15 protein-coding genes are annotated in these 19,287 nt (G+C 66.4%); 3 read left to right on the top strand and 12 right to left on the bottom strand.

What is annotated here, in order from left to right; all coding sequences use genetic code 11:
- Window positions 1-104 precede the first annotated feature (104 nt).
- From LN047_RS10840 to LN047_RS10825, 4 genes are all read right to left on the bottom strand, one after another.
- Window positions 105-1,610 (bottom strand): MFS transporter, encoded by a 1,506-nt coding sequence (locus tag LN047_RS10840; RefSeq protein WP_373981741.1) that lies wholly within the window; start codon window positions 1,608-1,610, stop codon window positions 105-107.
- A gap of 17 nt (window positions 1,611-1,627) precedes the next feature.
- Window positions 1,628-2,320 carry an SDR family oxidoreductase gene (locus LN047_RS10835; RefSeq protein WP_373981740.1) on the bottom strand — a complete coding sequence of 231 codons (693 nt, stop codon included), beginning with the start codon at window positions 2,318-2,320 and terminating at the stop codon, window positions 1,628-1,630.
- A 119-nt stretch (window positions 2,321-2,439) separates the two neighbouring features.
- Window positions 2,440-3,033 (bottom strand): TetR/AcrR family transcriptional regulator, encoded by a 594-nt coding sequence (locus tag LN047_RS10830; protein ID WP_056316442.1) that lies wholly within the window; start codon window positions 3,031-3,033, stop codon window positions 2,440-2,442.
- A gap of 75 nt (window positions 3,034-3,108) precedes the next feature.
- Window positions 3,109-3,645 carry a YaeQ family protein gene (locus LN047_RS10825; protein ID WP_063952521.1) on the bottom strand — a complete coding sequence of 179 codons (537 nt, stop codon included), beginning with the start codon at window positions 3,643-3,645 and terminating at the stop codon, window positions 3,109-3,111.
- A 287-nt stretch (window positions 3,646-3,932) separates the two neighbouring features.
- Between LN047_RS10825 and LN047_RS10820 the strand changes: the two genes are divergently transcribed.
- Window positions 3,933-4,733, top strand: a complete 801-nt coding sequence (locus LN047_RS10820; RefSeq protein ID WP_373981739.1) for a LysE family translocator — start codon at window positions 3,933-3,935, stop codon at window positions 4,731-4,733.
- Window positions 4,734-5,485: 752 nt separating this feature from the next.
- Here LN047_RS10820 and LN047_RS10815 read toward each other — a convergent pair.
- The 5 genes from LN047_RS10815 to ggt form a co-directional block, all read right to left on the bottom strand.
- A complete protein-coding gene (locus tag LN047_RS10815) occupies window positions 5,486-7,354 on the bottom strand; it encodes a dipeptide ABC transporter ATP-binding protein (RefSeq protein WP_152385475.1) in 1,869 nt (622 codons plus the stop codon).
- Window positions 7,355-7,368: 14 nt separating this feature from the next.
- Entirely contained in the window at window positions 7,369-8,247 is an 879-nt protein-coding gene (locus LN047_RS10810; RefSeq protein ID WP_056316437.1) for an ABC transporter permease, read from the bottom strand.
- Window positions 8,244-9,188: an ABC transporter permease gene (locus LN047_RS10805; RefSeq protein ID WP_056316436.1), complete on the bottom strand. Its 945-nt coding sequence runs from the start codon at window positions 9,186-9,188 to the stop codon at window positions 8,244-8,246. Before LN047_RS10805 ends, LN047_RS10810 begins: the two co-directional genes overlap by 4 nt.
- A 129-nt stretch (window positions 9,189-9,317) precedes the next feature.
- Window positions 9,318-10,829, bottom strand: coding sequence for an ABC transporter substrate-binding protein (locus tag LN047_RS10800; RefSeq protein ID WP_373981738.1), 1,512 nt, complete (start codon window positions 10,827-10,829; stop codon window positions 9,318-9,320).
- A gap of 47 nt (window positions 10,830-10,876) precedes the next feature.
- Complete coding sequence (gene ggt, locus LN047_RS10795; protein WP_056316430.1) at window positions 10,877-12,505, bottom strand: gamma-glutamyltransferase; 1,629 nt, start codon at window positions 12,503-12,505, stop codon at window positions 10,877-10,879.
- Between the two features lie 92 nt (window positions 12,506-12,597).
- Here ggt and LN047_RS10790 point away from each other — a divergent pair, with 92 nt between their 5' ends.
- Complete coding sequence (locus tag LN047_RS10790; RefSeq protein ID WP_062840868.1) at window positions 12,598-13,500, top strand: LysR family transcriptional regulator; 903 nt, start codon at window positions 12,598-12,600, stop codon at window positions 13,498-13,500.
- 45 nt (window positions 13,501-13,545) lie between these two features.
- Here LN047_RS10790 and LN047_RS10785 read toward each other — a convergent pair whose 3' ends face one another.
- Genes LN047_RS10785 through LN047_RS10775 form a run of 3 tightly spaced genes read right to left on the bottom strand, consistent with a single transcriptional unit; the run spans window position 13,546 to window position 17,918 of the window.
- Window positions 13,546-15,675 carry a phosphocholine-specific phospholipase C gene (locus LN047_RS10785; RefSeq protein ID WP_373981737.1) on the bottom strand — a complete coding sequence of 710 codons (2,130 nt, stop codon included), beginning with the start codon at window positions 15,673-15,675 and terminating at the stop codon, window positions 13,546-13,548.
- A 35-nt stretch (window positions 15,676-15,710) separates the two neighbouring features.
- Window positions 15,711-15,908: a hypothetical protein gene (locus LN047_RS10780; RefSeq protein ID WP_174245375.1), complete on the bottom strand. Its 198-nt coding sequence runs from the start codon at window positions 15,906-15,908 to the stop codon at window positions 15,711-15,713.
- 21 nt (window positions 15,909-15,929) lie between these two features.
- A complete protein-coding gene (locus LN047_RS10775) occupies window positions 15,930-17,918 on the bottom strand; it encodes an alkaline phosphatase family protein (protein ID WP_373981736.1) in 1,989 nt (662 codons plus the stop codon).
- A 914-nt stretch (window positions 17,919-18,832) separates the two neighbouring features.
- Here LN047_RS10775 and LN047_RS10770 point away from each other — a divergent pair.
- Window positions 18,833-19,276, top strand: coding sequence for a hypothetical protein (locus LN047_RS10770; RefSeq protein WP_373981735.1), 444 nt, complete (start codon window positions 18,833-18,835; stop codon window positions 19,274-19,276).
- Window positions 19,277-19,287 lie beyond the last annotated feature (11 nt).

The raw sequence follows: 19,287 nt of genomic DNA, 5'->3' as shown, positions 1-19,287 counted from the left end.
ACGTTCCGCACCAAAAATGCATCATTTCGGCGGGTTGATCAGGCAGATTGCGTCCCCGTTTTCCGTACTGCGGCGGGGGTTCCCCCGCCCTTGCGCCCTCCCGCTCAGGCCGCTTTCGGCCGGGTGTCCACCGGCAGGCAGAGCAAGGCGGTCAGCAGGGCCAGACCCACATGCGTCAGATAGATGGGCGAGAAATCCGCGTGGCTGGCGGCGCCATGCCCCAGCAGCACCACGGTGACCGCCACACCCAGCACGCCGCCGATCTGGCGCGTCGCCTGGTTGACCGCGCTGCCCACCGCGTAGTGCTGGGCCGGCAGCCGGTTCACCGCCGCGCCCGACAGCGACGGCAGGACCATGCCCACCCCGATGCCGCTCAGCAGCAGCCCGGGCAACCATTCGCGCAAATAGGCCGGTTCCGCGCCCGGCACCAACAGGAACCACAAGCCGCTGGCGGCATACACCAGCGCGCCGCCCACGAGGAAGGGCCGATGCCCCATCCGCGCCGCCAGCCGGCCGGTGATGATCGCCGTCGGCATCACCAGCAGCGGACCGGGCGTGACCGCCAGCCCCGCGCGCGGCAGGCTGTAGTGCCACACGCCCGTCATGTAGAAGAAGAACGCAAAGAACATCATGGCAAAGGCAATGCCAAAGCTGAGCGTCGCCAGATTCACGTAGCGATACGTCCGGTGCTTGAAGAGCGCCAGATCGACAAGCGGGTGCGGCGTCACGCGCGCCCAGACCACGAACGCGATCAGCGCCATCACGCCCACGGCGGCCGCAACCGCCAGTTCGCCGCGCTGCCACGTTGGCGACTCCGACTGCACGATGGCCAGCGCCACCGCCCCCACCCCCACCATCAGCAACGCCATGCCCAGCCCATCCACGCGCCGGCGTGCGTCGGGCTTGACCGACTCCTTGAGCAGGCCCGCGCCGAACCACAACGACACCGCGCCCAACGGCAGGTTGATGTAGAACGCCCAGGGCCAGCCGGCCACATCCACCACAAAAGCGCCCAGGCTCGGCCCGACGGCCGCCGCCAGTCCGCCCACCGCGCCCCACAGGCTCACCGCCACGGACCGCTGCGACGCCGGAAAGGCCGCCAGCACGATCGACAGCGACGCCGGCGTCAAAAGCGCCGCACCGACCGCCTGCAGCACGCGCGCGGCGATGAGCCACTGTTCCGTGGCGGCCAGCCCACAGGCCGCGGACGCCGCCAGAAACAGCAGCACCCCGCCCATGAACATGCGCTTGCGGCCATGCGTGTCGGCCAGTCCGCCCGAGGGGATCAGCATGGCCGCAAAGACCACCGTATAGGCGTTCAGCACCCAGGACATGTCCGCGGCCGAAGCCGTCGGAAATCCTTCGCGCAGCGCGCCGAACGCCGCATACAGCATCGTGCTGTCCAGCGACACCAGGAAGACCGCAATGCTGGCGATCCAGAAGACGGGCCAGGGCGAGGCTTGTGGCGCGGCGGGCTGCGACGAGGCGACGCCGGTTGCGGTCAGGCTGACCACCGCAGCCTTGTCGCCGGCGGTATCCGCCGTGCCGTAGGCCGGGTCATTGGCGCCCAGGCCGGCCGCGGACTCGGCGGAAGTTGTGGAGATACGCATGGCTGTCCGGTCCCCGCTTACAGATAGACGGCCGGGCTGGCGGTCAGACCCTGCTTGACCTGGCGCGTCAGCTCGTCGGCCAGCACTTCGCGCTCGCCCGCCTCCAGCGCGTCCAGCGCCTGGGCCACGATGGCCTGCGGCGAGGACTTGGGCGCATCGATGTCTTTGGTCAGATCGGTGTCCACGAAGCCCATGTGCAGGCCCAGCACCTGCGTGTTCTGCGCCTGCAGCTCCTGGCGCAGCCCGTTCGTCAGCGCCCAAGCGGCGGATTTGCTCATCGCGTACACGCCCAGCATCGGCCTGTTGAGCCAGCTGGCGATCGACAGGACATTCAGGATCGCCCCGCCGCCGTTGGCGGCCAGCACCGGCGCGAAGGCCTGCGACACGCGCAGCGGCCCGAGCAGGTTGACGTCCAGATGGCGCTGCGCCGACTCCACACTGCCCGGCGCCAGAAACCCGCCGAAGTCCGCAATGCCTGCATTGTTGATGACCAGCGTCACGTCGCCCGCCAGTTCGGCGGCGGCGGCCACATCTTCGGCGCGCGTCACGTCCAGCTTGACGGGCACGACGCCCTCCAGCGTGATGGCAGACGGATCGCGCGCGGCGGCGTAGACCTTGCGGGCGCCGCGGGCCAGCGCCTCGCGGGCAAAAGTCAGACCGAGGCCGCGATTGGCGCCCGTGATGAAAACAACGGCGTTTTTCAGTTCCATGATGCGCATTCCTGAGGATGAATCGATGTGAAGGTAGGGACTTCGGTGAATCAGAATATGATGATCATCATATTTAAAGGCAGCAAAACGGCCGCGCAGCGCGGCCGGAGAAAATCGAATCAGTGAGACGTTGCGGCAGCCTCGTGGTCGTACTGGTCCAGCACCGCCTGTCGGGCCGAGGCCAGCACCGCGCGTCCGCGCGGGTTGTCGCCCAACGCCCGCGCCAGCTGCAACGCGCCGACCAGGGTGCTGAGCACGGCCGCGGCCGCGTGTTCGCCCGCCTGGGCGGGCAGCACCTGCTGCACGGCTTCCATCAGCCGCTGCACCCGGCTGGCCGCCACCTCGCGCACATCGTCCGACTGGCGGGGAATTTCCGAGGCCAACGCCGCCACGGGGCAACCCCGCTCGCAGCCGGCCAGATGCGCGTCGCTAAGGTAGGCTTCGACCCAGGCGCGCAACGGGCTGGCGCCTTCGGCGCGGCGGCGCGCCATGTTCTGGGACAGGCGCGCCGCGCCGTCCTGGCCGGCACGCTCCATCGCCGCCGCCAGCAACGCGTCGCGCGAAGGGAAATGCGCGTAGAAGCCGCCGTGCGTCAGGCCAGCTTCCTTCATGACGTCCGCGACGCCTACCCCGGAATACCCGGCGCGGCGGATCGCGCGCGCCGCCGCATCGACGATGCGTTCGTGGGATTGTTCCTTGCGGGAGGCAGACATGACCGGGACGCCAGAAATATGATTATCGTCATATTAAGCCCGCCCTGTTCCGAAGCGCAAGCCCCGTCCCCTATTTCAGCGCCACGCCTCGGGTTCGAGGGTGACTTCGCCCTTGGCCGCCGAAAAATACACCACGCCGTCCGAGATATTGGCGTTCAGCTGCATCGTGCGTTCGGCCAATTGGCCCAGCGCCCGGCTCTGCTCGGCCGGCAGGTTGATCACCTTCAGGTTGCGCGTGCGTTCCAGCTTGTTGCGCACGCCGTCCCACCAGATCTTGCTGGCCGAACCGCCATAGCAGTACACGATCACCTCGTCGGCCCGGCCACAGGCGCGCAGGATGCGGCGCTCTTCGGGCTGGCCCACTTCGATCCACAGCTTGATCTCGCCCGTCAGGTCCTTCACCCACAGGTCCGGCTCATCGGTATCGCTCAGCCCCTTCGTGAACGACAGCTCCTCCTGCGCATGCAACGCAAACGCCGCCAGCCGCACCATCATCCGCTCGTCCGTTTCCGAGGGATGACGCGCCACGGTAAGCCCGTGACTGCCGTAATAATGGCGATCGGTATCGGCGACGTTCAGGTCGGCCTTGTAGATGGTGGCGCGCAGGGCCATGGCGTAGGTCCGTTCAAAAGCGAATTGCGGGAAGGCCGCCATGATAACCGCCCGCTGCGGGGCGCCACGCGCCTCGGCATTCGTGAATCGCCCATGCCGGCAGGCATTGCAGCCACCCTAAGCTGCGTGCCAAGCGCCACAGGCCACGGCTCAGGGGTCAAGGCTCAGGGGTCAAGGCTCAGGGGTCAAGACTCAAGGATCAAGCCCAACGGCTAGACCCGACGTTACACTTGCCGGGCCTGCGCCGCGCCAACCCTGCCGGCAGCGCCACTCAACATTCCCGCGCCATGACAGCCACAGCCGCCCTCCTCGCCTTCACCCTGGCCGCCGCCATCCTGACCATCACCCCCGGCCTGGATAACGCCCTGGTGCTGCGCACCGCCGCCGTCGAAGGCAGCCGCCGCGCCCTCATGGCCGGCCTGGGCATCAGCGCAGGCTGCCTGCTATGGGGCGCGATTGCGGCCTTCGGACTTGGATCGCTGCTGGCCGTGTCCACGCTCGCCTACGACACTCTGCGCATCTGCGCCGCCATCTACCTGTTCTATCTAGGCATCAAGCTGCTGTGGAGCACCCGCGCCGTGCGCAAGAACTCAGGCCAGGCCGCCAGGCAGATCAGTGGTACGGGCGCGGAGGCTGGCATTGGCATTGGCACAGGCGCAGGCGCAGGCGCAGGCGCAGGCACTGGCACAGGCACAGGCACCGCCACCGCCACCGCCACCGCCACCGCCACCGGCAACGGTACGGCGCCCCCCGCCTCCAGAATCGCCGCCGCCACGCGCCCCGGCAGCACCGCCACCGCCTGGTTCGTCCGCGGCTGCCTCACCAACGCCCTGAACCCCAAGGTCGGCGTCTTCTACATCACCTTCCTGCCCCAGTTCATCCCCGCCGGCGCCGACGTCCTTCGCTTCAGCCTGCTGCTAGCCACGGTCCACGCGATCGTCGGCATGCTCTGGTTCGTCCTGCTGGTAGCCGCCACCCGCCCCCTGGCCCGCTGGCTTTCCCGGCCCGCAGTCACCCGCGGCCTGGACCGTGTGACCGGGGCGGTGTTTATTGCATTTGGATTGAGGTTGGCGCTGGAAAAGCGCTGATGAATGGCGGGTTGTTTGAACACCCGCGCTTGGATGGGTGTCAGACACCCGGGAAGGCCGGCCACACTATCACGCGCATCTCGTAAGGGTGTCAGACACCTGACGGAGGAGAACACCCGCGCTCCGATGGGTGTCAGACACCCGGGAAGGTCGACTGCACTACCACGCGCATTTCGTAAGGGTGTCAGACACCTGACGGCGCGCATCTCGTAAGGATGTCAGACACCCGACGGCGACCAAATACCGCGTCACCAGCGCGCAGCGTCATCACCACGACGCAAGACACCCAAACGCCAAAGAAGGCCGCCCGCGCGGCCGATTTTGGCGGCCCCGCAAGATCTTCCGCCCCACCCCACCCGCGGCAAAAACGCAAGAACCCAAATCGCCCCGCCACCCCGCGCCAGCAACTGACAGAGCGGCTGGTGACGGGCCGGGTGCGAGCGCGGGGCGTCGATGCGCCCAAGGGAATCCGAAGGCAGGCGCCGAAGGGCGCCAACGAGGATGACGCAGGGGGGGGCCGCCTAGGCAAGTCCGGAGCGAAGGCTCCGGACCGCAATCGTGGCCCCGCGCTTGCACCCGGGCCGGCGCCGGCCGCGGCTCAAGAACCCCGCCCGACGCCAGCACCGCCAGCATCGACAGCACCGCCAGCCAATACAGCCAATACAGCCAATACAGCAAATACAGCAAATACAGCAAATACAGCAAACAAAAAGCAAAGCCAGAGGCAACCAAGCAAACCAGCCCACACCGCCTCAATAAACCCCAATGGCATGCCGCGCCACAAAATGCCCCTCACCCACGGCAACCAGCGGCTCCACCAGCGGCTCATCCCCCACCCGACGCATCGGGCTGGGAATCTCATCCACCAGCAGGGACCGCTCCCGATGCCGCCGCTGCGGATCCGCGATCGGCACCGCCGCCATCAGCTTCTTCGTATAAGGATGCTGCGGATTTTCGAAGATCGCCCGCCGAGGCCCGATCTCCACGATCTGCCCCAGATACATCACGGCCACCCGGTGGCTCACCCGCTCCACCACCGCCATATCGTGCGAGATAAACAAAAACGACACGCCCAGTTCTCGCTGCAGATCCAGCAGCAGATTCACGATCTGCGCCTGAATCGACACGTCAAGCGCCGACACCGACTCATCCGCGATCACCACCTTGGGATTGAGCGCCAGCGCCCGCGCGATGCAGATCCGCTGACGCTGCCCGCCTGAAAACTCATGCGGATAGCGGTCGATCATTTCAGGCAGCAACCCGCACTTGTCCATCAGCCACCGCACCCGATCCTGCGCCGCTTTGCCACGCGCCACCTTGTGGATCAAGAGCGGTTCCATGATCGAATAGCCCACCGTCATCCGCGGATCCAGCGACGCGAACGGGTCCTGGAAAATGAACTGGATGTGCTGGCGCAGCGTCTGCATTGCGCTGCCGCGCAACGCCCCGATATTCTTGCCGTCGAATTCAATCGACCCGCTCTTGCTCTTCACCAATTGCAGCAATGAACGGCCCGTCGTCGTCTTGCCGCACCCCGACTCGCCCACCAGCGACAGCGTCTCGCCCGGGTACAGGTCAAAGCTGACCTTCTCGACCGCATGCACGCGCTTTTGCACCCGGCCCAGGATGCCACCGGTAATGTCAAAGCTGGTCGTCAGATCCCGCACCTTCAGCACCGGCCCGTTCTCGCGCCGCACCGTCGAGGGCGCGGCCACCGGCGTATCCACCAGCTTGGCCGGATCCGGCACGCGCGCGGCCTCGTCCACCTTCAACAGCGGAAACGGCGCCGGCTCGTCCGTGCCCTGCATCGCGCCCAGGCGCGGCACCGCCGACAGCAGCGCCCGCGTGTAGGCATGCTGCGGACGCGCAAAGATCTCGTCCGAACCGCCCTCTTCGACCTTGTCGCCCCGGTACATCACCAGCACGCGGTCGGCCACTTCCGCCACTACCCCCATGTCGTGCGTGATGAAGATCACGCCCATGTCCATCTCTTCCTGGAGCTGGCGAATGAGTTGCAGGATCTGCGCCTGGATCGTGACATCCAGCGCGGTCGTCGGCTCGTCGGCGATCAAGAGTTGCGGCTTGCACGACAGCGCCATTGCGATCATCACGCGCTGGCGCATGCCGCCCGACAGCTGGTGCGGATAGCGGTCCAGGATGGCGCGCGCCTCGGGAATGCGCACGCGCTCCAGCATGCGCAGCGTCTCGGCGCGGGCGGCCGCGGCGTCAAGCCCCTGATGCAGCTGCAGGGCCTCGGCGATCTGGTTGCCGGCCGTGAAGCTGGGGTTCAGCGAGGTCATCGGCTCCTGGAAGATCATGGCGACATCCGCGCCGCGCACGCGTTGCAGCGTGGAATCGGGCGCATTGACCAGATCCAGCACGTCGCCGCTGCGCCGGCGCAGCAGCATCCCGCCGTTGGCGATATGTCCTCCGCCGTACTCGACCAGACGCATCAGCGCCAGCGAGGTCACGGACTTGCCGGACCCCGACTCGCCCACGATGGCCAGCGTCTCGCCGCGGTTCACGTGAAAGGAAACATTGCGCACCGCTTCCACGGTGCGTTCGGGCGTTTTGAACCGCACCGTCAGGTCATTGACCTGGACGACGCGGTTGGAATCCATGGTTGCCATATCGATTACTTTTCCTGACGCGGATCGAGCGCGTCGCGCAGCCCGTCACCCAGCAGATTGAAGCCCAGCACCACCAGGAAAATGGCCGATCCGGGGAAGATCGACATCCAGGGCGCCTGGGTCATGAAGTTCTTGGCCGTGTTCAGCATCGAGCCCCACGACGGCGTCGGCGGCTGCAGGCCCAGGCCCAGGAAGGACAGGCTGGCCTCGGCGATGATGGCCGTGGCGATGGTGATCGTGGCCTGCACGATCAGCGGCGGCATGACGTTGGGAAACACGTGCCGGCCGATGATGCGCAGGTCGGAAGCACCCAGCGCGCGGGCGCTCTGCACGTAGTCCTCGTTCTTGACCGCCAGCACCTGCCCTCGGGTCAACCGGATGAACTTGGGCGCCGCCGATACACCGATGGCGATCATTGCGTTCGTCAGGCTGGGCCCCAGGAAGGCGGCCAGCGCAATCGCCAGGATCAGGAAGGGAATGGCCAAGAGCGCCTCGGTGGCGCGCGAGATGACGCTGTCCGTCCAGCCGCCGAAGTAGCCCGCGGCCAGGCCAAAGGGCACGCCCACGACCAGCGCGATCAACACCGACACCAGGCCCGCCATCAGCGAGGCGCGCGCGCCGTAGACCATGCGGCTGTAAATATCCCGGCCCAGCTCGTCCGTGCCCAGCCAATGCGCCGCCGACGGCGCCTTGCGGATTGTGGTGAAGCTGGTTTGCAAGGGATCCTGGCTGACGATGAACGGGGCCAGGATGGCTACCAGCACGAAGAACAGCACGATGCCCAGGCCGAGCATCGCGATGCGGTTGCGTTTGAACTTGGCCCACGCGCGATTGCGGCTGCGGGGCGGCGTGACGGCTGCGGCCGTTGCAGGAATTGCGCTCATGAGTGCCTCAGGCGGGGATTGACCAGGATGTACAGGATGTCGGCCAGCAGGTTCATCAGGATGAAGCCCACCGCCACGCAGAGCACCACGCCCTGCACCACCGCGTAGTCGCGGGTGAACACCGCGTCGACCACCAGCTTGCCGAAGCCCGGGATTGTGAAGACCTGTTCGGTCAGCACGGCACCGGCCAGCAGTTCACCAAACAGCAGCGTGACCAGCGTGACGATCGGCATGAGCGCATTGCGCAGCGCGTGGCGCAGCACCACGCTGCGCGGCGACACGCCCTTGGCGCGCGCGGTGCGCACGTAATCCGCGGACAGCGCCTCCAGCATGGACGACCGGGTGTGGCGCATCAGGTATGCGGCAATCGCGGTGGACAGCACCAGCGACGGCATCAGCATGGTCTTGATGGACAGCCAGAAGTCCTCGGACGGCGACACGTAGCCCGAGGCCGGCAACAGCTTCCACTGCACCGACACCACCATGATGAGGATGATGCCCAGCCAGAAATTGGGAATGGACATGCCGGATAGCGCCGCGATGTTGGCGCCCATCTCGACGGGCTTGCCCTTGCGCACCGCGGCGATGATGCCCATGGGAATGCCCACCAAAAGCGCAAAGAACATCGCCATGGCGGCCAGTTGCAGGGTGACGGGCAGCTTTTGCGCGATCAGCGTCGTGACGGGCACGTCGGTGCGCAGGGACTTGCCCAGGTCGCCTTGCAGCACCTGCCCGGCCCAGGCCGCGTACTGCATCGGCAACGGGTCGTTCAGGCGGTATTTGTCGCGCAGGTAGTCCAGCACGGCCGGGTCGCGCTCTTCGCCGGCCAGGGTCAGCACCGGATCGCCGGGCAGGATTTTCTGCAGCATGAACACGATCATCGACACCAATATCAGTGTCGGGATCGCGACGATCACGCGGCGCAAGATGAGTTTAAGCATGAGGAAAACCGTAAGACAGGAACGACGGACGGCGCCGGCCGGACAAGGGACGATGCGCGTCCGCCGCAAACGACAACCGGACGCGCAAGGCGCGTCCGGCGGGTGCGGCGGTCGATTGCCGCCCCAACATTACTTCTGCGCGAACGTCACGCCCTTGAGCCGGATCATACCGTCCGGGTAGGGAGTGAAACCCTGGACCTTCTTGCTCATGACGAAGGGCCACGGCTGGTAGTAGTTGTACACGCCGGGCAGTTCGTCCTGGATGATGGTCTGCGCCTGGTCGTAGATGGCCTTGCGCTTGGCCTCGTCCGGCACGGTGCGGGCTTGGTTGAGCAGCTTGTCGACTTCAGGGTTGCAGTAGTGGCCGTCGTTCAGCGCGCCCTTGCAGGTGACGAAGGCGTGGATGTTGCCGTCGGGATCGACCCGGCCGGACCAGCCCAGCATCACGACCTGGAAGTTGCCGCCCGAGGCTTCCTTTTGCAGCGCCGCGTATTCGGTCGGGCGCAGCGACAGGTCAAAGCCCGCCTCGGCGGCCATCGCCTGGACGATCTCGGCGATGGACGAGGTGGTGGTGTTGTTGCCAAACACCAGCTCGGCCTTCACGCGGTCAAAGCCCGCCTGCTTGAGCAGGCTCTTGGACTTGGCCACGTCGCGCTGGGTGACGGGGAACTTGTCGCTGTGATAGGGGCTGGCGGGCGGGAACGGCTGCTGGGCCGGTTCAAAGATGCCGCCGCCGGCCACTTCGTTGATGGCGTTGCGGTCGATGGCGTACTGGAATGCCTGGCGCACCAACTTGTTCTTGAACGGGTTGTCCTCGGCGCGCTTGCCGTTGCCCACGTTGAACATGAACTGCTGGAAGCCCAGGCCCGCGACCGGCGCGAACGTCAGGCTGGCGTCAGTCTTGACCTGCGGGGCGTCGGACGGATTCAGGCGTTCCAGCATGTCCAGGTCGCCGGCGCGCAGGTTGGACAGGCGCACGGTGGTGTCCGGGATGGGCAGGAACGTCAGGCGCTTGAACGCGTAGTCCTTGGCGCCGTAGTACTGGTCGAATTTTTCGAGAACGATGCGGTCGTTCTGGATGCGTTCGACGAACTTGTACGGACCCGAGCAGATGGGCTTGCGGCCCACGGCGGCGACGTCGTCCGAGAAGGTCTTGGGCGACAGCATCATGCCGGCGCGGTCGGACAGCTGCGCGAGCAGCGTCGCGTCCGGTTCCTTCAGGGTGAGCACCAGCGTGGTGGCGTCCGGCGCGTCGACCTTGGCGACCGAACGGAGCTCGCCCTTGCGCAGGCTGTCGGGCAGGCTCATGGCGCGTTCCAGGTTGGCCTTGGCCGCGGCCGCGTCGAACTTGGTGCCGTCGTGGAACGACGCGTCGTCGCGCAGCTTGAAGGTCAGCACCTTGTTGTCGTCGCTGAACGACCACGAGGTGGCCAGTTGCGGCACAAAGTGCAGTTTGGGATCGATGTCCACCAGCTTGTCGCACAGCGACGTGAACACGATGCGGCCCACGTAGGTGCGGGCGCGGTGCGGATCCAGGACATCGGGATCTTCCTGCAGGCCGATGCGGATGTTCTGGGCGCTGGCGGCGCCGGCGGCCAGCGCCAGCAGGCTGGCGCCGAAGGTCATGGTCAAGCGTTTCATTGTGTTTATTCCCCTTGTTGCTGCATTTGCCGGTTTAAGGAAGCGCTTTAGAAGCCCACCGCCTGGCCGTCACGACGGCTGTCGCTGGCGGCGACGTATCCCAGTTCGTTGTCGTTTTCGGACATGCGCCAGATGAATTGGCCGGCGCCGAAATCCATGTACGGATCGTCAACGGATTTCAAAGCATGCCCCAGGTCTTTCAGTCCCGCAATCGTAGAAGCCTTCATATTGGTCTCGATGTCGAGCGTGAAGTCGCGGTTGACCTTCCAGCGCGGGGCGCAGCACGCGGCCTGCGGGTTCTGGTGGTAGTCGATCATGCGGACAACGGTCTGCATGTGGCCCTGGGGCTGCATGTCGCCGCCCATGACGCCAAAGCTCATGACCGGCTTGCCGCCGCGCGTGAGGAAACCCGGGATGATGGTGTGGAACGGGCGCTTACCGCCTTCGACCACGTTGGCCGACTTGGGATCCATCGAGAAGCCCACGCCGCGGTTCTGCATGCTGATGCCCGTGCCTGGCACGACCACGCCCGACCCGAAGCCCATGTAGTTGGACTGGATGAACGAGATCATCATGCCGTTTTCGTCGGCGGCGGTCAGGTAGATGGTGCCGCCTGCGTGCGGACGGCCGGCCTCGAAGTGGGTGGCCTGGTCCAGGCGGATCAGCTTGGCGCGGCTGTCCAGGTAAGCGTCCGACAGCATCTGCTCGGGCGTGACCTGCATGGCGCGGGGGTCGGCGACATACTTGTAGAGGTCGGCGAACGCCAGCTTCATGGCTTCGATCTGGATGTGCTGCGACTGCACCGAATCCACGGGGATGTCGGCCATGTCGAAGCGTTCGACGATACCCAGCGCGATCAGCGCGGCAATGCCCTGCCCGTTTGGCGGGATTTCGTGCAACTCGTAGCCGCGATAGGACTTGGAGATGGGCTTGACCCATTCCGGACGGTAGCCGCGCAGGTCTTCCAGCGTCATCGCGCCGCCGCATTCCTTGCTGAAGGCGGCGATGCGCTCGGCCAGTTCGCCTTCATAGAAGTCGCGGCCCTTGGATTCGGCGATGCGGCGCAGCGTGTTGGCGGCGTCGGGGAAGCGGAAGTGCTCGCCGACCTTGGGCGCGCGGCCTTCGGGCAGGAAGGCCTGGGCGTAGCCGGGCTGCGACTTCAGTTCCTCGGCGGCGGCGGCCCACTTGTGCGCCACGACGGGCGGCACGGCATAGCCGCGTTCGGCGATCTCGATGGCGGGTTCGAACAGTTGTTCGAACGGCAGCTTGCCCAGCTTTTCATGCAGCGCGGCCCAGCCGGCCACCACGCCGGGAACCGTGACCGCGTCCCAGCCGCGCTTGGGCTGGATGGCCAGGCCATTGGCGTCGGTGCCGTACTTGCGCTTGAAGTATTCGGTGTTCCAGGCGGCGGGCGCGACGCCCGACGAGTTCAGGCCGTGCAGCTCCTTGCCGTCCCAGACGATGGCAAAGCAGTCGCCACCCAGGCCGCAGGAAACCGGTTCGACCAGGACGATCGTGGCCGCGGCCGCGATGGCGGCGTCAACGGCGTTGCCGCCCTTGAGCAGCATGCGCAGCCCCGCCTGGGCAGCCAGCGGGTGCGACGTGGAAACCACGTTGCGGGCAAACAGCGGAATGCGGACGGAAGGATACGGGTTGGCCCAGTCGAAGGTTTTCATGTGGCGGGTCTCATAAGGTTAAGCGGGCGAAGTTACTCTCGTGCTTTAATTAAATCAATTTGATTTTTTGTTCCGTCATAAAAGAATTTTTTATGAGTACGATCCGGTTCATGCGCACGTTTCTGGCCGTCGCGCACCATGGTTCCTTCTCGGAAGCGGCCGAACAGGTGGCCCTGACGCAGGCGGCCGTCAGCTTTCAGATGCGCTCGCTGGAAGCCGAGCTGGGGCGAGAGCTTTTCGACCGCAGCGGGCGCCTGGCCATCCTGAACGCGGCCGGGCGCGAATTGCTTCCTGAAATCAAGCACTTGCTTGATTTATACGACAGACTGCGGCGGCCGAACACCGCGCCCGGCGAATTGGCCGGGTCCGTGTCGGTGGGCAGCATCGTGTCCTGCATGGGGACGCTATCGAAGGTCATCTCGGGATTGAAAAAGGCCCATCCCAAGCTGGACGTGCGCATCCTGTCGGGCAAGGCCAGCGAGCTGGCGGGCAAGGTCGAGGATGGCGAGCTGGATGCGGCATTCCTGGTGGAAGCCGGGCGCAAGATGGCCAGCACGCGCTGGACCGCACTTTATGAAGAACAGATGGTGGTGATCGCCCCGCGCTCGGCGGCCGGCAAGGACGCCCGCGAGGTGCTGGCGGGCAATCCGTTCCTGCGCTTTGACCGCACCCAGCGCACCGGGCTGCAGATCGACCGGCTGCTGCGCCGGATGGCGGTGCCGGTCAATGACTTCCTGGAACTGAACGCGATCGAGACGCTGGTGGAACTGGTGCGCCAGGAAGTCGGCGTGACGCTGCTGCCGCTGATCAACGGCGCGAACTGGCAGCATAGTCCGGAGTTGCGGATCTTTCACCTGCCCGACGACCTGGGGCCGCTGTCGCGCTCCATCGGGATGCTGGAACGCCGCGAACACGCCCGCCAGGGCATCACGGCAGCGATCTGCGAGGCGTGCGCGCAGGCCTTCCGCGCACGCGAACCGCAGACCGCCGCGTGACGTTTACATCGCCATGGCCGGATCGGTCACGGACGCCTTGCCGGTTTAGACGCGGCCGGCAAAGCGGCGCAGCCACGACGGATCCTCGGCCAGCCGCACCGTGAAGTCGTACCACGCGTGGCTGCCCGCCAGCGCCCAATGCTGCTCGACCTGCGCGCCGGCTGCGACCGTGAAGGTCCAGCGCTCGTGGTTGGCGTAATACGCATTGGGCGTGACTTCAAAGGTGCACGGTGTCTTGCCGGCGTTGATGAAGCTGACGTAGACGTCGCCATTGGCGATGTCGTAGCAGACGCGGATCTCGGCATCCTGCTGCGCCGTGCGGTCATGCGCCACGTCGCCGGCGAAATGGCGGTGCCAGCCGTTGGGGCCCAGGACCCACAGGTCATATTTGCCGCCGTCGGCCGCCGTGTCCCAGCTGCCTTCGAGCTGCTTGCCCGGTTCCACGGTGTAGCGGCGCGGCAGGCGGTCCAGATGCAGGCGGTCATACACATGGAACACCGCGGCCTGCTTTCCGGTGTTTGAAAACACCAGCCACATGTTGCCGGTGCCCGGCTGGCTGCGGCCGCTCGCGTGCAGCTCGTACGGCAAGGCGCGGGAATAACGCACGCCGGGCTCTTGCACACCCTTGGCCTGCGTGGACGGATCGGGCAGCGGCACGGCAGTCAGCGCTTCCTGCGCGGCGCGTTCCTGGTCCGATCCGCTGCGGGTCAGGATGTTCAGGTCGGGCAGTTTTTCGTCGTTGGGCGTGGCGAAGTTGAAGGCCGAGGTCAGGTCGCCCAGCACGGCGCGGCGCCACGGGCTGATGTTCTCTTCCTTCACGCCGAAGCGGGCTTCCAGGAATTGCAGCACGGAGGTGTGGTCGAAGGCCTGGGAATTGACCCAGCCGCCACGGCTCCAGGGCGACACGACGTACATCGGCACGCGGGGGCCGGGGCCGTAGACGCGGTTGTCGGCGGCGTCCTGGGCGGACGCGTGCGTGTGGCGCTCCAGGTCGGTGTTGACGGTGGAGGCGCCGGCCATCGAGCCATCGGTATTCAGCGAGGGCGCAGCGGGCGGCGGCACGTGGTCGAAGTAGCCGTCGTTCTCGTCGAAGTTGATGAGCAGGACGGTCTTGCTCCAGACGTCCGGATTGGCGGTCAGCGCGTCCAGCGTCTCCTGGATGTACCAGGCGCCCTGCACGGGACTGGAGGGGCCGGGGTGTTCGGAATAAGTTGCCGGCGCCACGATCCATGACACCTGCGGCAGCGTGCCGTTCATCGCGTCGTCGCGCAGCGCCTGCAGGAAGCCGCCGTCCGGCATCGTGTTGGCCGTGCCCTTGTAGAGCGGATTGGCCGCGTCCATGCTGGGCGTCCAGGCCGGGTAAGGCGCGCCATTGCTGCCGTTGCCCGCCAGTTCGTTGGCGCGGCGGTACTGCTGGAAGCCGGCCAGCGGGTTGTCGCCGAAGTTCTCGGGCAGGTTCTGGTAGACCTTCCACGTCACACCGTTTTCCTGCAGGCGCTCCGGATACGTCTTCCAGGTCCAGCCGATGTTCGAGGCGCCCAGGCTGTCCCATTGGTTGCGGGTCGACGGGCCGTTGCCCTGCGCCAGCGGATCGTTGGTGCCGGTCCAGTGAAAGAGGCGGTTGGTATTGGTGCCGCCGTGGGTGGAACAGTGGTAGGCGTCGCACAGGGTGAAGGCATCGGCCAGCGCGAACTGGAACTCGACTTCCTTCTGGCGGTAGTAGCCCATCGACTGGTTCTGCTTGTAGCGGGGCCATTGATACATGCGGCCGCCGTCCCAGGCCATCTGCGCATCCACGTAGTCGTGGGGCGTGCCGGCCACGCGCTGGGCGTTGCCCTGCGTGCTGTCCAGGTGGTACGGCATGACGACGCGCGTGCCGTTGGTCTGTTCCCAGACCGAGCGGTCCTGCGGCAGCGGGATGGTGATGCGGTCGCCAAACCCACGCACGCCCTTGAACGTGCCGAAGTACATGTCGAACGAGCGGTTCTCCTGCATCAGGATGACCACGTGCTCGACGTCGTTGATGGTGCCGGTGCGGTTATTGGCGGGAATGGCGAGCGCGCGGCGGATCGCGGGCGGGAACATCGACAGCGCGGTCAGGCCCGCCGTGGAGGCGGCGGCGTTGCGCAGGAACCGGCGCTTGCCGGCGTGGATCGTGTCTTTATCGGACTTCACGGAGGATTTTCCTATGTGTCTGGAATAGGCGCGGTTCAGGGCGCGCAACGCAGTTCGGGCTTGGCCGGCGGCGGCGTGGTGGGCGTTTCGGGCTGGGTGGGCGTACCCGGATTGCCGGGCGTGGCGGCGTCGTCGTCGCCGCCATCGTCGCCACCGCAGGCGGCCAGGGTGGCGGTCAGCATCAGCACCGCGCCGGCGCGCAGGAAACCGCGCAAAATCATGGACTTGCTCATGGGGTATTTATCCTTGGGACATCAGGGAAACAGTTCGTGGACGGACTTGCCGGACAGGGCGAGGGACTTCACTTCTTCCTCGGTCAACGCCCGCGACCAGAACGCCAGGTCGTCGAAAATCATCGTGTATGGGCCCTTGGTGCCGGCGCAGCAGATGCCGTAGGTGCCGCGACCGTCTTCGTTCAGGCCGATGTGCGGACCGAAGATGCCGGCGACCTGGGCCAAGTTGACGCCGGGCGTGGCGGTGGAGGTCACGCTGCGCACAAAGCCCAGTTCGCTGTCGTAGCGGTAGGCGGTCATGGTGCGGGCCGTCTTGTCGATGGTCATGGCGATGTAGACGGGCTTGTTGGGCGTGAACTTCACGCCGTTGATGTCCGCGCGCTTGCCGCCGCCGGCGATGTTGAAGCGCAGTTCGGGCCCTGCCCATTGGGCGATGGTGATGCCGGGGTTGCCGCCGGAGTTGTAGTCTTTATTGCCGATGATCGAGCGGTCATTGGCGGTGCCGTCGGACTGGAACCAGAAGCCGATGGTGAACGCCTGCACGCTGTCCAGGAGGCCCGCCGGATAGTCCAGCTTGAATGCGCCCAGGGCCGCCGAGCCGCGCTCGTTCCGGAAGCTCTTGCCGTACACGCCGGGGTCGGCATAGGCGGGCGCCTGGATGCCGTCGAAGGGCGTGATCGCGCCGCCGCCGGCGGCCTTGTCGGCCACGTCGCCCTCGAAGGGGAAGAACATGGTCAGGCCGGTGCGCAGCGAGGCCAAGAGGGGCACGGGCTTGACGTAGACGACCGTGGCGCGCGCGGCGCTGACCGCGTGGCCGGTGGAGACGCTGTAGGCCACTTCATGCACGCCCTCGGCAGTGAAGGTGAAGCCGGTGTCGACGTATTCGGTGGCGGTGCCGGGCAGGCGCGCGACTTCGTTGCCGTCGCGGCTGACGACGATGTCGCCGGCGGGTTCTCCAACGCGGACCCAGGTGACGGTGACGCTCTTGTTGTCCATGGAGGTGCGGGTGGCGACGCGGCGCAGCGCCAGCGGCTCGCTGAGCGCGGTGCCGGCCATGTCGTAGGCGGCGGCGTCGGGCAAGGCATCCAGGTGCGACAGGACGGTGGGCGCCACGTCCGCCGCGCTGGGCAGCGCGTACCAGTTGGTGTCCCATACGCCGTCGAACGAGGCGTCGTCGGCGCTGCCGCCGAGCAGCGCGGGCTGATTGGCGGCGAGCAGGATGGTCTTGTTGGAAGAGAACGGCAGGCCGTCGCTGCCGCCGGTCTTGTCCAGGCCGTGGCTTGTGGCGACGACCATGAGCCAGTTTTCGTTGGGATGCGCGGCGCGGCGGTCGGCCAGCTGTTTGGCCAGCACGCCCAGGGCGGCGTCGGTCTGGCGGATGACGGCGTCGTAGGTGGTGCCGAAGCCGTTTTCGGCGGCGGCGCGTTCGGGCGCGCCGAATTGCGCGACGACGAGGTCGTAGCCTTCGGCGATGCGGTCGCGGGCTTGAGAGGCGACGCAGTCGTCCTGGCCTGCGCAGTCGGTTAGCGTCTGGACGTAGCCGGCGTCGCGGTCGGTGCTTAAAAGGCCGGCCAGGAGCGGCGAGTTGAAGGCGCCGGCGGTGCGCGCTTCAGGCTGTGCGGTCTTGATGCGTTGGAACAGGCTGGGGGCTTTCATGCCCTGGCTCTGTGCGTTGGAACGCACGCCGTGGACGTCGGCCCATTGCCCGGTAAGCAAGGTGGCCCAGCCGGGTGCGGTGAGCGTGGGCTGTTGGGTCACGGTGCCGGTCACGCCGCCGGTCCAGGCGCGGGTGACGGTCAGCTGGCTCAAGTTGGGCAGCGTGTTGTCCGCCACGCCGCGCCGCAGCGCGTCATACGTCAGGCCGTCCACGCCGACAAACAGCACCTTGCTGGCGTTCGCCTCGCCCGGCGTTGTCACGGGCGGCTGGGTCGGCTCAGGCGGGGCAACGGGCACGTCGTCGTCATCGTCGCCGCCGCCACAGCCTGCCAACACGCTGGTCGCCAGCAACATGGCGCACCATCTTCTCCAATTCAATGTCTGCATTGCTTCTCTTCTCTTTTTCATGAAGGGGGTCTTACGCTGGCCGACATGGTGGCGACCCAACGTGAAAGACCCGTGAAGCAAAGGCGAGAAACCTTGATTGCTGAATCAGGATTCTTTTGCGGATGAGGCAATGCGCGTCGGACTTCCGGGCGGGGGGATTGCGTGCGAGGCAAGGCAGGGGGTGGATTTTCGGCGGCCCGGATTGTTGTAGTGGCGGGTGTCTGGCACTCGGAAAGTCGACACGACATGCCGGTGAGCTTCTCCCCGAGCTGCCTGACGGCTTGTTCGCTTTTTGCGTTTTGGCTTGCCTGGGGTTGAGTTCTTGAGACGTCCGGCACGGCGACGGCCCGGGGCGCGCGGGGCCACGATTGCGGTCCGGAGCCTTCGCTCCGGACTGCCCCTTCGTCATCTTCGTCCGCCTTCGGTTCCCTTCAGATTCCCTCGGGCTTATCGACGCCCCGCGCACCCCGGGCCGCCACCGCACCGGACTCTTGCAATTGCAATTTTTCGGGTGCTGGGGCGGTTGGTGTGCTTGGCATTTTTGGGTGGGACTTTTCGGGCTACGAGCTTCTTGCGGTGCCCGTCCCCGTTCGGCCGCGCGGGCGGCCTCCGGGGACTTACGCGATGTCTTGCGGCGTGGCGATGACGCTTCGCGTGTGGCGGGGTTTGGGTCGGGATTTTTTTGGGGGGAGATGATGGTGCCGGGTGTCTGACACCCGATGAGACATTGCGGCAGACCGGCATTCACTTCCATGGGTGTCAGACACCCCGTATTGATTTCTTTTGGGGAAAGACGACGGTGCCAGGTGTCAGACACCCAACATTGCTGTCATGAAACGCCGCTATAGTCGGCCGCGTTGCTTCATCTGCCGTTCAATCCCATGCCTTTGTCCCTGCGCCTGCCCCTGCCCTCCGCGCCCGCCTTGCTGCGTGTCCTTGCCGTGCTGGTTTTTGCCGCGGGGCTTGGCGTGTGGGCGTCTATTCTGCTTGCGCCACAGCCCGGGCCCCTGCCCCCGGCGGTTTCGGCCGCTGCGCCGCGTGCGGCCGACAATACGCCGGTCGCGTTGTGGTTCGGCAAGGACGAAGCCATGCGCACGCAGATAACGGTGCTGGGGGTGATCGCGGCTGGGCCCGATGGTGCTGCCGTGCTGAGCGTGGACGGCGGACCGCCGCTGGCTTGGCGCGAGGGGGCTGAAGTGGCGCCGGGCATCGTGCTTCGCGACATCGCGGCGGACGCCGTGACGGTCGAGCAGTCTGGCCGCGCGAGCCGCCTGGCCGCGCCGGCTGCCCAGGACGCGCCGGGTGGAATCACGCGCTTGAAGTGAATGCGGCGGGT

Source organism: Achromobacter sp. JD417, assembly GCF_041879325.1.
In the GTDB taxonomy this organism is placed as follows: Bacteria; Pseudomonadota; Gammaproteobacteria; order Burkholderiales; family Burkholderiaceae_B; genus Achromobacter; species Achromobacter mucicolens.
Note: the sequence above shows the minus strand (reverse complement) of the source record. Positions and strands in the feature narration are given on the sequence as shown.

Coding starts and splice junctions, on each gene's coding strand:
- LN047_RS10805 (WP_056316436.1), bottom strand. CDS start 9,188: ATGCTTAAACTCATCTTGCGCCGCGTGATCGTCGCGATCCCGACACTG.
- LN047_RS10820 (WP_373981739.1), top strand. CDS start 3,933: ATGACAGCCACAGCCGCCCTCCTCGCCTTCACCCTGGCCGCCGCCATC.
- ggt (WP_056316430.1), bottom strand. CDS start 12,505: ATGAAAACCTTCGACTGGGCCAACCCGTATCCTTCCGTCCGCATTCCG.
- LN047_RS10810 (WP_056316437.1), bottom strand. CDS start 8,247: ATGAGCGCAATTCCTGCAACGGCCGCAGCCGTCACGCCGCCCCGCAGC.
- LN047_RS10780 (WP_174245375.1), bottom strand. CDS start 15,908: ATGAGCAAGTCCATGATTTTGCGCGGTTTCCTGCGCGCCGGCGCGGTG.
- LN047_RS10770 (WP_373981735.1), top strand. CDS start 18,833: ATGCCTTTGTCCCTGCGCCTGCCCCTGCCCTCCGCGCCCGCCTTGCTG.
- LN047_RS10825 (WP_063952521.1), bottom strand. CDS start 3,645: ATGGCCCTGCGCGCCACCATCTACAAGGCCGACCTGAACGTCGCCGAT.
- LN047_RS10815 (WP_152385475.1), bottom strand. CDS start 7,354: ATGGATTCCAACCGCGTCGTCCAGGTCAATGACCTGACGGTGCGGTTC.
- LN047_RS10830 (WP_056316442.1), bottom strand. CDS start 3,033: ATGTCTGCCTCCCGCAAGGAACAATCCCACGAACGCATCGTCGATGCG.
- LN047_RS10790 (WP_062840868.1), top strand. CDS start 12,598: ATGAGTACGATCCGGTTCATGCGCACGTTTCTGGCCGTCGCGCACCAT.
- LN047_RS10775 (WP_373981736.1), bottom strand. CDS start 17,918: ATGTTGCTGGCGACCAGCGTGTTGGCAGGCTGTGGCGGCGGCGACGAT.
- LN047_RS10840 (WP_373981741.1), bottom strand. CDS start 1,610: ATGCGTATCTCCACAACTTCCGCCGAGTCCGCGGCCGGCCTGGGCGCC.
- LN047_RS10835 (WP_373981740.1), bottom strand. CDS start 2,320: ATGGAACTGAAAAACGCCGTTGTTTTCATCACGGGCGCCAATCGCGGC.
- LN047_RS10800 (WP_373981738.1), bottom strand. CDS start 10,829: ATGAAACGCTTGACCATGACCTTCGGCGCCAGCCTGCTGGCGCTGGCC.